The 14,515-nt window shown below is 68.1% G+C and carries 8 protein-coding genes; 6 read left to right on the top strand and 2 right to left on the bottom strand.

All coding sequences use genetic code 11. The features are described from left to right. The first annotated feature begins 93 nt into the window (after positions 1-93). The 4 genes from ACWD3I_RS09420 to ACWD3I_RS09405 all read left to right on the top strand — a co-directional run bounded on the left by ACWD3I_RS09420 (position 94) and on the right by ACWD3I_RS09405 (position 4,888). Positions 94-1,098 carry a carbohydrate ABC transporter permease gene (locus ACWD3I_RS09420; RefSeq protein ID WP_365401639.1) on the top strand — a complete coding sequence of 335 codons (1,005 nt, stop codon included), beginning with the start codon at positions 94-96 and terminating at the stop codon, positions 1,096-1,098. A gap of 13 nt (positions 1,099-1,111) precedes the next feature. Continuing rightward, positions 1,112-2,032: a sugar ABC transporter permease gene (locus ACWD3I_RS09415; RefSeq protein WP_365401636.1), complete on the top strand. Its 921-nt coding sequence runs from the start codon at positions 1,112-1,114 to the stop codon at positions 2,030-2,032. 214 nt (positions 2,033-2,246) lie between these two features. Then, a complete protein-coding gene (locus tag ACWD3I_RS09410) occupies positions 2,247-3,929 on the top strand; it encodes a glycoside hydrolase family 13 protein (RefSeq protein WP_365401633.1) in 1,683 nt (560 codons plus the stop codon). A 161-nt stretch (positions 3,930-4,090) separates the two neighbouring features. Next, positions 4,091-4,888 carry a tetratricopeptide repeat protein gene (locus ACWD3I_RS09405; protein WP_365401630.1) on the top strand — a complete coding sequence of 266 codons (798 nt, stop codon included), beginning with the start codon at positions 4,091-4,093 and terminating at the stop codon, positions 4,886-4,888. 29 nt (positions 4,889-4,917) lie between these two features. Here ACWD3I_RS09405 and ACWD3I_RS09400 read toward each other — a convergent pair whose 3' ends face one another. Beyond that, positions 4,918-6,984, bottom strand: coding sequence for a carbohydrate-binding module family 20 domain-containing protein (locus tag ACWD3I_RS09400; RefSeq protein ID WP_365401627.1), 2,067 nt, complete (start codon positions 6,982-6,984; stop codon positions 4,918-4,920). A gap of 191 nt (positions 6,985-7,175) precedes the next feature. Here ACWD3I_RS09400 and ACWD3I_RS09395 point away from each other — a divergent pair, with 191 nt between their 5' ends. Beyond that, complete coding sequence (locus ACWD3I_RS09395; protein ID WP_365401624.1) at positions 7,176-8,561, top strand: alpha-amylase; 1,386 nt, start codon at positions 7,176-7,178, stop codon at positions 8,559-8,561. On the opposite strand, the gene ACWD3I_RS09390 is transcribed toward ACWD3I_RS09395, so the two are convergent. After that, entirely contained in the window at positions 8,537-8,902 is a 366-nt protein-coding gene (locus ACWD3I_RS09390) for a hypothetical protein (RefSeq protein ID WP_365401621.1), read from the bottom strand. The two genes, ACWD3I_RS09395 and ACWD3I_RS09390, sit on opposite strands and share 25 nt — an antisense overlap. 173 nt (positions 8,903-9,075) lie before the next feature. Between ACWD3I_RS09390 and pulA the strand changes: the two genes are divergently transcribed. After that, positions 9,076-14,481 (top strand): pullulanase-type alpha-1,6-glucosidase, encoded by a 5,406-nt coding sequence (gene pulA / locus ACWD3I_RS09385; RefSeq protein WP_365401618.1) that lies wholly within the window; start codon positions 9,076-9,078, stop codon positions 14,479-14,481. The last annotated feature ends 34 nt before the right edge of the window (positions 14,482-14,515 follow it).

Below are 14,515 nucleotides of genomic sequence, written 5' to 3'. Positions count from 1 at the left end.
GGCCGCCGGATCCCCCGGTTCACGGGGGGAGGGATCCGGCGGTCATCGGCCTGTGAGCCGTACACCCCTTGAACTCCCAGAAGGTGTCGAACCATGACAGTCGCCATCGACCGCGCGACCGGCAAGCGCCGCGGTGACCGCGGGCAACGCCCCGGGCTGGGCCAGCGCCTGCGGCACGGATACCAGAAGCACTGGTACGCGTACGCGATGATCGCCCCGGTGGCGGTCGTGCTCGGTGTCCTCGTGCTGTACCCCCTGGTGTACGGCCTCTACCTCACGCTCACCGACGCCAACAGCCTCAACACGGCGCGGCAGATCGGCGTCAACCACATCGACGCCACCTACAAGTTCATCGGCCTCGACAACTACGCCGACATCCTCTGGGGCGACACCGCGTACGACCGCTTCTGGTCGCACTTCATCTGGACGATCGTCTGGACGGCCGCCTGTGTGGCCCTGCACTACGGCATCGGCCTCGGCCTCGCCCTGCTGCTCAACCAGAAGCTCCGCGGCCGCACCTTCTACCGGCTGATCCTGATCCTGCCGTGGGCCGTGCCGACCTTCGTCACCGTCTTCGGCTGGCGGTTCATGCTCGCCGACGGCGGCGTCATCAACAGCTTCCTGGAGACCCTCCATCTGCCGACACCACTGTGGCTGGAGGACACCTTCTGGCAGCGGTTCGCCGCGATCATGGTCAACACCTGGTGCGGTGTGCCGTTCATGATGGTCTCGCTGCTCGGCGGACTCCAGTCCATCGACGCCTCGCTCTACGAGGCCTCCGAGATGGACGGCGCCAACGCCTGGCAGCGGTTCCGGTACGTCACGCTGCCGGGTCTGCGGTCCGTCAGCTCCACCGTCGTACTGCTCGGCATCATCTGGACCTTCAACCAGTTCGCCATCATCTTCCTGCTGTTCGGCAACACCGCCCCGGACGCCCAGATCCTGGTCACCTGGGCCTACTACCTCGGCTTCGGACAGCAGCCGCGTGACTTCGCCCAGTCGGCCGCCTACGGCATCCTGCTGCTGGCCGTCCTGATCGTCTTCACCTCCTTCTACCGCCGCTGGCTGAACCGCAACGACCAGCAGCTCGCGATCTGAGGCAGGAGTCACCATGAGTACCTCAACCCCCTCCGAGATCAAGGCGGACCGTCCGGTGACCCCGCAGGTCCTCGAAGCCTCCCGGCCGCGCAAGGGGCGCGGACGCGAGCAGCGCAGCCTCGCCGGCTCGCTCGCCTCCCACGGCATCCTGACCGTCGCGAGCCTGATCGCGCTGTTCCCGATCGCCTGGCTGGTCTATCTCTCCCTCGGCCCGGACAAGGACGACTACCTCCACCCGGGCGGCATCTGGGACAAGATGACGCTGGACAACTACTCGTTCGTCCTGGAGCACACGAACTTCTTCGACTGGCTGAAGAGCTCGCTGATCGTCTCCCTCGGCACCACCGTCATCGGTGTCTTCGCGGCGGCCACCACCGGCTACGCGGTCTCCCGCATGCGGTTCCCCGGCTACAAGAGGTTCATGTGGGTGCTACTGGTCACCCAGATGTTCCCGATAGCCGTACTCATCGTGCCGATGTACCAGATCCTCTCGGAACTGCAGCTCATCGACACCTACCTTGGGCTGGTCCTCGTCTACTGCGCGACCGCGGTGCCCTACAGCGCCTGGCTGTTGAAGGGCTACTTCGACACCATCCCGTTCGAGATCGACGAGGCAGGACGCGTCGACGGACTGACCCCCTTCGGCACGTTCTTCCGGCTGATCCTGCCGCTCGCCAAGCCGGGTCTGGCGGTCGCCGCGTTCTACAACTTCATCACCGCCTTCGGTGAGGTCGCCTTCGCCACCACCTTCATGCTCGACGACCAGAAGTACACGCTCGCCGTCGGCCTGCAGAGCTTCGTCAGCGAGCACGACGCGCAGCGGAACCTGATGACGGCGGCGGCGGTGTTGATCGCCATACCGGTGTCGGCGTTCTTCTACCTCGTGCAGAAGAACCTGGTGACCGGCCTCACCGCGGGCGGAACAAAGGGGTAGGTGCCGCGTTCTGCCGTCGGTCGGCCTCAGCGCCGTCGTGGCTGGTCGCGCAGTTCCCCGCGCCCCTGTGTGTGGGGGCGTTGCCCCCTCCACACACCTAGTACCCGAGGCGGCCGTGGTTGCCATCCGACCCCGCTGTGACCGCGGCCGCCTCGTCACCACCCGCCCCCCCGTACCCCCACCTGAACCGATGACTCCGTTACGCAAGGACGCCATGAGCCAGCAGCACACTGCCGACCCGGCCCCGACCTCCGCCGTAGCCACCGTCGCCCGGCACCGCGACTGGTGGCGGGACGCGGTGATCTACCAGGTCTATCCGCGCAGCTTCGCCGACAGCAACGGCGACGGCATGGGCGACCTGGAAGGCGTACGCTCCCGACTCCCGTACCTGCGCGACCTCGGCGTGGACGCCGTGTGGCTCAGCCCCTTCTACGCCTCCCCGCAGGCCGACGCCGGCTACGACGTCGCCGACTACCGGGCCGTGGACCCCATGTTCGGCAACCTGCTCGACGCGGACGCGCTGATCCGCGACGCGCACGAACTGAACCTGCGGATCATCGTCGACCTGGTCCCCAACCACTCCTCGGACCAGCACGAGTGGTTCAAGCGGGCCCTGCGCGAAGGCCCCGGTTCGGCCCTGCGGGACCGCTACCACTTCCGCCCCGGCAAGGGCGAGAACGGCGAACTCCCGCCCAACGACTGGGAGTCGATCTTCGGCGGCCCGGCGTGGACGCGGGTCACCGAACCGGACGGCTCGCCCGGTGAGTGGTACCTGCACCTCTTCGCCCCGGAGCAGCCCGACTTCAACTGGGAACACCCGGCGGTCGGCGACGAGTTCCGCTCCATCCTGCGCTTCTGGCTGGACATGGGCGTCGACGGCTTCCGTATCGACGTGGCGCACGGCATGGTGAAGGCGGAGGGTCTGCCGGACCTCGGCGACCACGACCAGCTGAAGCTGCTGGGCAACGATGTCATGCCGTTCTTCGACCAGGACGGCGTGCACGACATCTACCGCCAGTGGCGGACGATCCTCGACGAGTACTCCGGCGAGCGCATCTTCGTGGCCGAGGCATGGACACCGACGGTCGAGCGGACCGCCAACTACGTCCGCCCGGACGAGCTCCACCAGGCCTTCAACTTCCAGTACCTGGGCACCGCGTGGGAAGCGGCGGAACTCCGCGAGGTGGTGGACCGCACGCTGGAGGCGATGGCCCCGGTGGGCGCACCGGCGACGTGGGTGCTGTCGAACCACGACGTGACCCGCCACGCGACCCGCTTCGCCAACCCGCCCGGCCTCGGCACCCAGATCCGCACGGCGGGCGACCGCGAGCTGGGCCTGCGCAGGGCCAGGGCGGCAACCCTGCTCATGCTGGCGCTGCCCGGCTCGGCATACGTCTACCAGGGCGAGGAGCTGGGCCTCCCGGACGTGGTGGATCTGTCCGACGACGTCCGCCAGGACCCGGCGTACTTCCGGGGCGCCGGCCAGGACGGCTTCCGCGACGGCTGCCGGGTGCCGATCCCGTGGACACGGGAGGGCTCGTCGTACGGCTTCGGCACGGGCGGCAGCTGGCTGCCCCAGCCGGCGAGCTGGGCCGAGCTGAGCGTGGAGGCCCAGACGGGCGTGCCGGGCTCGACGCTGGAGCTGTACCGCACGGCACTGGGTCTGCGCCGCTCCCAGCCGGACCTGGGCGCCGGCGAGTCGGTGGAGTGGCTCCGCGCCCCCGAGGGCGTACTCGCCTTCCGCCGCGGCGAGTTCGTCTGCGTCGCCAACACCAGCGGCGAGTCGGTCACGACCCCGTCCTACGGCCGCGTCCTGCTCACCAGCGGTGAGATCACGGAGGCGGACGGCGAGACGAAGGTCCCCTCGGACACGACGGTGTGGTGGACGACGGCCTGACGGTCGTCCTCCCCGGACAGGGCCCGCTGCCTGCTGAGGCGGCGGGCCCTGTGCTGTCGGGGCCGCCGGCCGTATCGGTGTCCGGCGTGCGTCCTCACGTAGCCTCACCACCTGTGAACATCGCATGGGCGGTACGGGGAAGCGCGCAGGACGGGGCTGACATGGAGCGCCTCTCCGAGCTCTGGAACGAAGACGCGTACGAACAGGTCGAGGCCGAGGCCAGGGCGCTCCAGGCGAAAGCGGAACGCCTGCGCAAGCGTCCCCGGGGTCTTGTCCTGGGGCAGTTCGCCAGGTTCATGGCCACGGCCGCGGCGTGTGGCCACGGGCGCGGTGCGCGGGTGCTGGACGAGATGGAATCCCTCGCGGCGGAGCTGCACGACACCGCCGGGCCGTACCGGCTGCTCCTGCTGGGTGTGCGCAGGAACCGCATGGTGGTCCTCAACGCCGAGCGGCGCTTCGGTGAGGCCGAGGCGGAAGGGGCGGCCGTACTGCGCGAACTGGCGCGGCTCCAGCATCTGACGCAGGTGTGGCGCCTGGAGCTGTCCGTGCTGGCCGGCCTCGTCGACGCGCTGTGCGGACAGGCCCGCCACGAGGAGGCCGAGGACATCGCCCGAGGGAATCTGCCCCGCGCCGAAGGACGCTCGCTCGTCGCCCTGCACTGCGGCCTGGTCGACAACCTGAACGCCCAGGGGCGTCACACCGAAGCGCTCACCGAGGCACGTCGATTCGCCCCGCCCCGGGTCCGGGAGCAGAGCGGAAGACTGGACATGGGCACGGCTGCCGCCCTGCACGGTCTGGGACACCGGAGCGAGGCGGAAACGGCAGCCCGCCAGGCGCTGACCGACTGCGAACGGTCTCTGCATCCGGAACACCCGCGCCTCCGGCAGGTCCGCACCCTGCTGGCCGGCATCACGGCCGACGACCCACCGGAGCCGACAGCCGAAGGGACCGCCCACTGATCGAGCGGCCCCTTCGGGTCAGGGACGGGTCACTTCCAGGTGTCGCCGGTGCTGTAGCCCGACGAACTGCCCGTCGTGTACGCGCGGTTGGTGCCGGACTCCCAGGTCACGGTCCCGGAGCTGTTCTTCTTGATGAATTTGTACTCGAAGGCCGTGCTCTTCGGCACGATCACCAGCTTGCTCCACGTCGGGTACGAGGCCGACGACAGCGGGATCGCATCAGCCGTGTTCCAGGAACCGAGGGCGGCGATGGAGCCGACCACGTAGACGCTCGTGCCCAAGTCGGTCGTGGCGGTGACATTGAAGGTCACGTCGGTGGCGTTGGCGCTCGCCACGTTCCAGGAGTTGTTGAACCCGACCGCCGAAGTCGTGCTGGACGCCGACCTGTTGGCGTTGGACTCCCAGGTGACATTGCCTGAACTGTCCTTTTTGATGTACTTGAACTCGAACGACGTGTTCACCGGCACGCTCACCGACCCCGACCAGACCGGGTAGCCGGACGACGACAGCTTCACCGCCTTCGACGTGTCCCACGAACCCAGTGCCGAGATCGAGCCGACCACGTACACGTCCTGACCGGACGTCGTCGCCGCGTACTCGTTGAACGTCGCCGTCACCGTCGAGGTCGAGTCGTCATCGTCCTCGCACGTCGTGCACGGCGTGAACTCACCGTCGTAGAAGGCGATCGCGCTCTTCGCGGGAATCGTGAGGGTCGCACTGCCGCCCGACACGGTCACCGTCGTCGCGCCGTTGTCGACGACGTTCGCGTACGTGCCGTCGGCCATGCCCGTCGCGAAGGTGTACGTCACCGCCGACGAGCCGTTGTTGATGGCCACGTAGCCCGCCGTGCCCCGCCCGAAGCCGATCACGCTCGACGACTTGGTCGACCAGTTGGACACCGACTCCGAACCGACCGCGTTGTGCCACTTCACCATGCCGGTGATGGCGGTGTCCCGCTGGAGGCAGTACCAGCCGCCGGCGCAATCGGTGTCGGTCACGAAGCCGCTGGAGTTCGGCGGGGCCTGGTCCGAGGAGGAGAACTCGAAGCCCGAGTAGACCGTCGGGGTGGACCACTTGTAGGCGAGCTGGAAGACGTTCGCCAGCCGGTAGGTGTCGCCGTCCTTGTAGCTCATGTGCAGACCGTTGCGCTCGGTGTCGTGGTTCGTCACGAAGGACACCGAGTTCGCCGGGGTCAGCGCACCGGACGAGGGCAGGGACTCCAGGTCGGACACGTTGCCCTGGAACGACGACTTCAGCTTGCTCGCGTAGTCGAAGTCGAGGACGTCACCGGCGGAGTAGTAGTCGGAGGCGGCCGGCGTCGCACCCGGGTACACCTCCTGGAAGATGTACGGCGCCGAACCGGCCGTCGTCGTGTTCAGCTTCGCCCGGATCGCGTTCAGGTCCGCGACCGGCATGTGCTTCGCCGCGTCGATCCGGAAACCGTCCACGCCCAGCGCGATCTGCTTGTTGAGGTACGCCGCGATGCCCGAGCGGACGTCGTCGTCCTCCGTCTCCAGGTCCGGCAGGCCGAGGAGTTCGCAGTTCTGGATCTCGTTGAGGTTCGACCAGTCGTCGATGATCAGGTCGGAGTCGCTGCACTCGGCCGACGTGTGGAAGTCGTCCGGGTCCCAGTCGGGGGTGTCGTACTTGTTGGTGATCGTCGTGCCGTTGTAGCCGGTGCCGGTCTGCGCGGCGGTGTGGTTGATCACCGCGTCCGTATACACCTTCACGCCCGCGTCATGGCAGGCGTCCACCATCGAGGCGAACTGGGCCGCCGTCCCGAAGCGGCCGCTGAGGTTGTAGGAGTACGGCTGGTAGACGTCCCACCAGTAGTAGTTGGACTGCTTCAGCGACTCCGACGGTGGTGCGACCCACACCGCGCCGTAGCCGTTGGGGCCGAGCACGTCCGTGCACTCGGAGGCGACCGAGTTCCAGTTGTAGGACCAGAGGTTGGCGATCACATCGCCCGAGGTCGTGGCGTCCGCCTGGGCGGGTGTCGCGGGCAGCGCCATCGCGCCGGCCAGCGCGAGAGCACCGGCGGCCGCGGTGGTCGCGGCACGGCGGAGGACACCCGGGGGACGGTGTCTGGCGGTCATCGGCGGCTCCGGGGGAGAAGGGGCGGCATTCAACAACTCGTGAGCGTGGGGGAGTTGAGAAGGGCACGTCAAGGTTGTGGATGAAAGTTCTTGCTGTGAGTTTCAAGCCCCTTGCTGTAAACCTTTCGTTAGCGGTACGTTCTCGCCGGCGCCGGGCAAAGACGCCTGGCCGTCACGCAAGGAGCCCCCACGTGATATCGAGATGGTCCGCAACCGCCGGCGCCGCGGCCACCGCGCTCGCCACCGCGGCAGCCGTCCTGGCCCCCACGACCGCCGCCGCCTCGCCGCCCGGCACCAAGGACGTCACCGCCGTCCTCTTCGAGTGGAACTTCGCCTCGGTCGCCAAGGAGTGCACCAACACCCTCGGCCCCGCCGGCTACGGCTATGTCCAGGTCTCCCCGCCAGCCGAGCACATCCAGGGCTCGCAGTGGTGGACCTCGTACCAGCCCGTGAGCTACAAGATCGCCGGTCGTCTCGGCGACGCCGGCGCATTCCAGACCATGGTGACCACCTGTCACAACGCGGGCGTGAAGGTCGTCGTCGACACCGTCATCAACCACATGTCCGCGGGCAGCGGCACCGGTACCGGCGGCTCGTCGTACACCAAGTACAACTACCCGGGCCTGTACTCCTCGTACGACTTCGACGACTGCACGTCGACCATCAGCGACTACACCAACCGCACCAACGTCCAGAACTGCGAGCTCGTGGGCCTCGCCGACCTGGACACCGGTGAGGAGTACGTCCGCGCCACCATCGCCGGGTACATGAACACCCTGCTCGGCTACGGCGTCGACGGCTTCCGTATCGACGCGGCCAAGCACATCCCGGCGACCGACCTGGCCAACATCAAGTCGCGGCTCGGCAACACGTCGGTCTACTGGAAGCAGGAGGCCATCTACGGCAGCGGAGAGGCCGTCCAGCCGACCGAGTACACCGGCAACGGGGACGTGCAGGAGTTCCGTTACGCCTACGACCTCAAGCGGGTCTTCAACAGCGAGAACCTCGCCTATCTGAAGAACTACGGCGAGGGCTGGGGCTACATGAGCAGCTCGGTCGCCGGTGTCTTCGTCGACAACCACGACACCGAGCGCAACGGCAGCACCCTGAACTACAAGGACGGCGCCAACTACACGCTGGCCAACGTCTTCATGCTCGCCTACCCGTACGGCGCCCCGGACATCAACTCCGGCTACGAGTGGTCCGACACGGACGCGGGACCGCCCAACAGCGGCTCGGTGACCGCCTGCTGGCAGGACGGCTGGAAGTGCCAGCACGCCTGGCCGGAGATCCTCCGCATGGTCGCGTTCCGCAACGTGACCCGCGGTGAGTCGGTCACCGACTGGTGGGACAACGGCGGCGACGCGATCGCCTTCGGCCGGGGCGGCAAGGGCTACGTCGCGATCAACCACGAGTCGAGCAGTCTGAGTCGTACGTACCAGACCTCGCTGAGCGCCGGGACGTACTGCAACGTGCAGAACAACACGACGGTGACCGTGAACTCCAGCGGCCAGTTCACCGCCACCCTCGGCGCCAACACCGCGCTCGCGATCTACACCGGCAAGCCCAGCTGCTGAACCGCTCCACCCTCGGGACGGCCACCCCCGCCGCGGCGCATGGGTGGCCGTCCCAGTATCTCGATGTACATGATCCGGCCGTACACGACGTCGAGGATCAGATCGCCCTTCGAGGGCAGCAGCGGCACGCAGCGATGACCCGGGCCGTAGGGCTGCCCGTTCGGATGCTCCGCCGTCCGGATGCTCTGGCAGAAGTCGTCGCCGCAGCCGCAGTCGCCGAACATCCGGACGTCCCAGACGCAGATGGCCAGCCAGTGTTCCCCCTCCTCCGTCAGGAGGGCGGCCAGTTCGGCGACGAGCTCCGGGTGGAGGTCGCGAACGAGGGGCGGTTCGTGCTCCATGCCGGGACGGTAGCCAGGGGTGACCGCGTAGGCGACCGATTATCAGACCAACTTCCCCTCCTGAAAGTTCTTTCCGTTACTTTCAGGACTCTTGCTGTAAGCATTACGGCGGCGATACGTTTCGCGCGGGGTCGGACCCACGTAGAGCCGCCGCAATCGCAAGGAGTCCATCTGTGATACCGAGATGGCCGTCGCCGTCGAGGCGTCGTTCCGCCCATGCCGGACGGGTCGCCGCGGTCACCGTGACCGCGCTGGCCGCAGCGCTCGTCCAACCCCTCGTGGCGCGGGCGGACACCCCGCCTCCGCCCCCCTCCGACGCCAAGCTCGCCTCGGCGCCCGCCCGGCACGACTCCACCCGCGAGCAGTTCTACTTCGTCCTGCCGGACCGCTTCGCCAACGGCGACACCGGCAACGACAAGGGCGGGCTGACGGGCACCCGCCTCGCCACCGGGTACGACCCCACCGACAAGGGCTTCTACCAGGGCGGCGACCTCAAGGGTCTGACCAAGAAGCTCGACTACATCAAGGATCTGGGCACCACCTCCATCTGGATGGCCCCGATCTTCAAGAACCAGCCCGTGCAGGGGACGGGGAGCGACGCCTCCGCCGGCTACCACGGTTACTGGATCACCGACTTCACCCAGGTCGACCCGCACTTCGGCACAAACAAGGACCTGGAGACCCTGATCTCCAAGGCCCACGCCAAGGGCATGAAGGTCTACTTCGACGTCATCACCAACCACACGGCCGATGTCGTCGACTACGAGGAGAAGTCCTACGACTACCTCTCCAAGGGCGCGTTCCCGTACCTGACCAAGGACGGCGAGCCCTTCGACGACACCGACTACGCCGGAACGGGCGACTTCCCGGACGTCGGTTCCGGTTCCTTCGCGCGCACGCCGACCGTCGCCGCCGCGAAGAAGACCGCCAAGGTCCCGTCGTGGCTCAACGACCCGACGATGTACCACAACCGTGGGGACTCCACCTTCGCAGGTGAGAGCTCCGACCAGGGCGACTTCTCCGGCCTCGACGACCTGTGGACCGAGCGTCCCGAGGTCGTCAGCGGCATGGAGAAGATCTACGAGAAGTGGGTCCGCGACTTCGACATCGACGGCTTCCGGATCGACACCGTGAAGCACGTCAACCTGGAGTTCTGGACCCAGTGGGCGACCGCCCTCGACTCCTACGCGGCCGAGCACGGCCGCGACGACTTCTTCATGTTCGGCGAGGTCTACTCCGCCGACACGTCGATCACCTCGCCGTACGTCACCCAGGGCCGCCTCGACGCCACGCTCGACTTCCCCTTCCAGGAGGCGGCACGGCAGTACGCCTCCCAGGGCGGCAGTGCGCAGAAGCTGGCCTCCGTCTTCGGCGACGACTACAAGTACACGACCGACAAGGCCAACGCGTACGAGCAGGTCACCTTCCTCGGCAACCACGACATGGGCCGCATCGGGTACTTCCTGAACCAGGACAACCCGAAGGCGACCGACGCCGAGCTCCTCGCCAAGGACAGGCTCGCCAACGAGCTGATGTTCCTCAGCCGCGGCAACCCGGTCGTCTACTACGGCGACGAGCAGGGCTTCACCGGCGCCGGCGGCGACAAGGACGCCCGCCAGACCATGTTCGCCTCGAAGACGGCGGACTACCTCGACGACGACGAGATCGGCACCGACCGCACGCACGCGAGCGACGCGTACGACACGAGCGCGCCGCTGTACCGGCAGATCGCCGCGCTGTCCAAGCTCCGCAAGGCCAACCCCGCCCTCGCCGACGGCGTCCAGACCGAGCGCTACGCGGCCGACGGCAGCGGGGTCTACGCCTTCTCGCGCACCGACGCCAGGACGGGCACCGAGTACGTCGTCGCCTTCAACAACGCCGGTGAGGCGAAGTCGGCGACCTTCGCGACCGGTTCGGCCGGGATGGCGTTCAAGGGGATCTACGGCGGTGACGCTTCCCTCAAGAGCGACACCGACAAGAAGATCACCGTCACCGTCCCCGCCGGCTCCGCGATCGTCCTCAAGGCGGCCGGCAGGCTCGCCAAGCCCGCCACCGCGCCGACGCTCACCCTCAAGGCCCCCGCCACCGGCGCCACCGGCACGGTCGAGATCAGTGCCGACGTCGACGGCGGACAGCTCAACCGCGTGGTCTTCGCCGCGCAGGTCGGCAACGGCAAGTGGCGGACGCTCGGCTCCGCCGACCACGCGCCGTACAAGGTCACGCAGGTCATCGGGGAGGACGTGGCGGCCGGAACGGCCCTGCGGTACAAGGCCGTTGTCATCGACTCGGCCGGCCGCACCGCGAGCACCACGGCGGCCTCCACCACCGGCACCCCGCCCGCCGAGGAGACCCCCACCGCCTCCTCCCGCGACTACGCGATCGTCCACTACAAGCGCACCGACGGCGACTACGCGAACTGGGGCCTGTACGCCTGGGGCGACATCGCCGACGGCGAGGCCACGAACTGGCCGGACAGCCACCCCTTCGTCGGGCGTGACGCCTACGGTGCCTTCGCCTACGTCAAGTTGAAGCCGGGCGCCTCCGGTGTCGGCTTCCTCGTCATCGACAAGGACGGCAACAAGGACGTCTCCGCCGACCGCACGATCGACGTCACCAAGACCGGCGAGGTCTGGATCGAGCAGGGCAGGACGGACGTCGTCACCGAGAGGCCCGACTACCCCGCGCAGGACAAGACCAAGGCGGTCCTGCACTACCACCGGTCCGACGGGAACCACGACGGCTGGGGACTGCACGTCTGGACGGGCGCCGCGGACCCCACGGACTGGTCCAAGCCCCTCGAGCCGGTGAAGACTGACGCCTATGGCGCGGTCTACGAGGTACCGCTCACCGACGGGGCCACCAGCCTCAGTTACATCCTCCACAAGGGCGACGAGAAGGACCTGCCCAGCGACCAGTCGCTCGACCTCACGGCCAACGGCCACGAGGTGTGGCTGGTGAACGGCCAGGAGAAGTACCTGCTCCCGCAGCCCGCGGGCTCCGCGGCCGCCCTCGACCTGACCACCTCCAAGGCGGTCTGGATCGACCGGAACACGGTCGCGTGGAACGGCTCCGACGCCGCGGTCTCCACCCAGCTGCTGTACAGCCGCGACGGCTCGATCGCGGTCAAGGACGGCGCGCTGACCAGCGACGACGAGCGCTGGCTCCGTCTGTCGAAGACCACCCTGACCGATGCGCAGAAGGAGAAGTTCCCGCACCTGGAGGACTACACCGCCTGGTCCGTCGACCCGCGTGACCGGGACCGGGTGCGCGAGGCCCTCAAGGGCCAGCTCGTCGCCTCCCAGCGGGCCGTGAACGGTGCCGTGCTCGCGGCCACCGGCGTGCAGATCGCCGGCGTGCTCGACGACCTCCACCCGGCCGCGACCAAGGCCGACCTCGGCCCGACGTTCGACAGGAGCGGCCGTCCGACGCTGTCCGTCTGGGCACCGACCGCGCAGAGCGTCGCACTGGAGCTCGACGGCTCCACGGTGAAGATGAGGCGCGACACATCCACCGGCGTCTGGTCCGTCACCGGCCCCAAGTCCTGGAAGGGCAAGGAGTACCGGTACGTCGTGAAGGTCTGGGCGCCCAGCGTCCAGAAGGTCGTCACCAACAAGGTCACCGACCCCTACTCGGTCGCCCTGACCGCGGACTCCGAGCGCAGCCTCGTCGTCGACCTGGACGACAAGTCCCTCGCCCCGAGCGGCTGGTCGACGTACACCAAGCCGAAGGCCACCCCGCTCAAGGACGCCCAGATCCAGGAGCTGCACATCCGGGACTTCTCCGTCGCGGACAAGACGGCCACTGACCCGGGTACGTACCTCGCCTTCACCGACAAGAACAGCGACGGCTCCAAGCACCTGAAGGAGCTCGCCAAGTCGGGCACCTCCTACGTCCATCTCCTCCCGGCGTTCGACATCGCCACCATCCCCGAGAAGAAGTCCGACCAGACGACCCCCGACTGCGACCTGGCCTCCTACTCGGCCGACTCCGACAAGCAGCAGGAGTGTGTGGCGAAGGCGGCCGCGAAGGACGCCTACAACTGGGGCTACGACCCGTACCACTACACGGTCCCCGAGGGCTCCTACGCCACCGACCCCGACGGCACCGGGCGCACGGTCGAGTTCCGCGAGATGGTCAAGTCCCTGAACGAGGACGGCCTGCGGGTCGTCATGGACGTCGTCTACAACCACACGGCGGCCGGCGGCCAGGCCGACACCAGCGTCCTCGACAAGCTCGTCCCCGGCTACTACCAGCGGCTCCTCGCCGACGGCTCGGTCGCCAACAGCACCTGCTGCGCCAACACGGCGCCCGAGAACGCCATGATGGGCAAGCTGGTCGCCGACTCGATCGTCACCTGGGCCAAGGAGTACAAGGTCGACGGCTTCCGCTTCGACCTCATGGGCCACCATCCGAAGGCCAACATCCTGGCGGTCCGCAAGGCCCTGGACGGGCTGACCCTCGCCAAGGACGGCGTCGACGGCAAGAAGATCATCCTGTACGGCGAGGGCTGGAACTTCGGCGAGGTCGCCGACGACGCCCGTTTCGTGCAGGCCACTCAGAAGAACATGGCCGGAACCGGCATCGCCACCTTCTCCGACCGGGCCCGTGACGCGGTGCGCGGCGGCGGCCCCTTCGACGAGGACCCCGGCGTACAGGGCTTCGCGTCCGGGCTCTACACCGACCCCAACTCCTCGAAGGACAACGGCACCACGGCCGAGCAGAAGGCCCGTCTGCTGCACTACCAGGACCTCATCAAGGTCGGGCTGAGCGGCAACCTCGCGCAGTACACGTTCACCGACACCGACGGCAAGGAGGTCACCGGCGCCGAGGTCGACTACAACGGCCGGCCCGCCGGTTACGCGGACGCGCCGGGCGACGCCCTCGCCTACGCCGACGCGCACGACAACGAGTCGCTGTTCGACGCGCTGACGTACAAGCTGCCCGCCACGACCGGCGCGGACGACCGCGCCCGGATGCAGGTCCTCGCCATGGCGACCGCGACCCTCTCGCAGGGTCCGTCGCTCTCCCAGGCGGGCACCGACCTGCTGCGCTCCAAGTCCCTGGACCGCAACTCCTACGACAGCGGCGACTGGTTCAACGCCATCCACTGGAGCTGCCAGGACGGCAACGGCTTCGGACGCGGGCTGCCGATGGCGGCCGACAACGAGTCCAAGTGGTCCTTCGCCAAGCCCCTGCTGGGTTCGGTGAAGGTGGGCTGCCCGCAGATCGAGGGGACCTCGGCGGCGTACCAGGACCTGCTGAGGATCCGTTCGACGGAGAGCGTGTTCTCCCTCGGCACGGCCGCGCAGGTGCAGTCGAAGCTGTCCTTCCCGCTGTCGGGCAAGGAGGAGACACCGGGCGTGATCACCATGGAACTCGGCGACCTCGTCGTGGTGTTCAACGCGACCCCGCAGGCCCAGGAGCAGCGGGTGGCCGCCCTGGCCGGCACGGCATACGGGCTGCACGAGGTCCAGGCGGCGGGCGCGGACTCTACCGTCAAGACGTCGTCCTACGAGCGGGTTTCGGGCACCTTCGCCGTTCCGGGACGGACTGTGGCCGTATTCTCCCGCAAGTCCTGACAAGGGCATTACCTTGGTGGGGCAGACCCGGATC

This window comes from Streptomyces sp. NPDC002817 (assembly GCF_053592055.1).
Note: the sequence above shows the minus strand (reverse complement) of the source record. Positions and strands in the feature narration are given on the sequence as shown.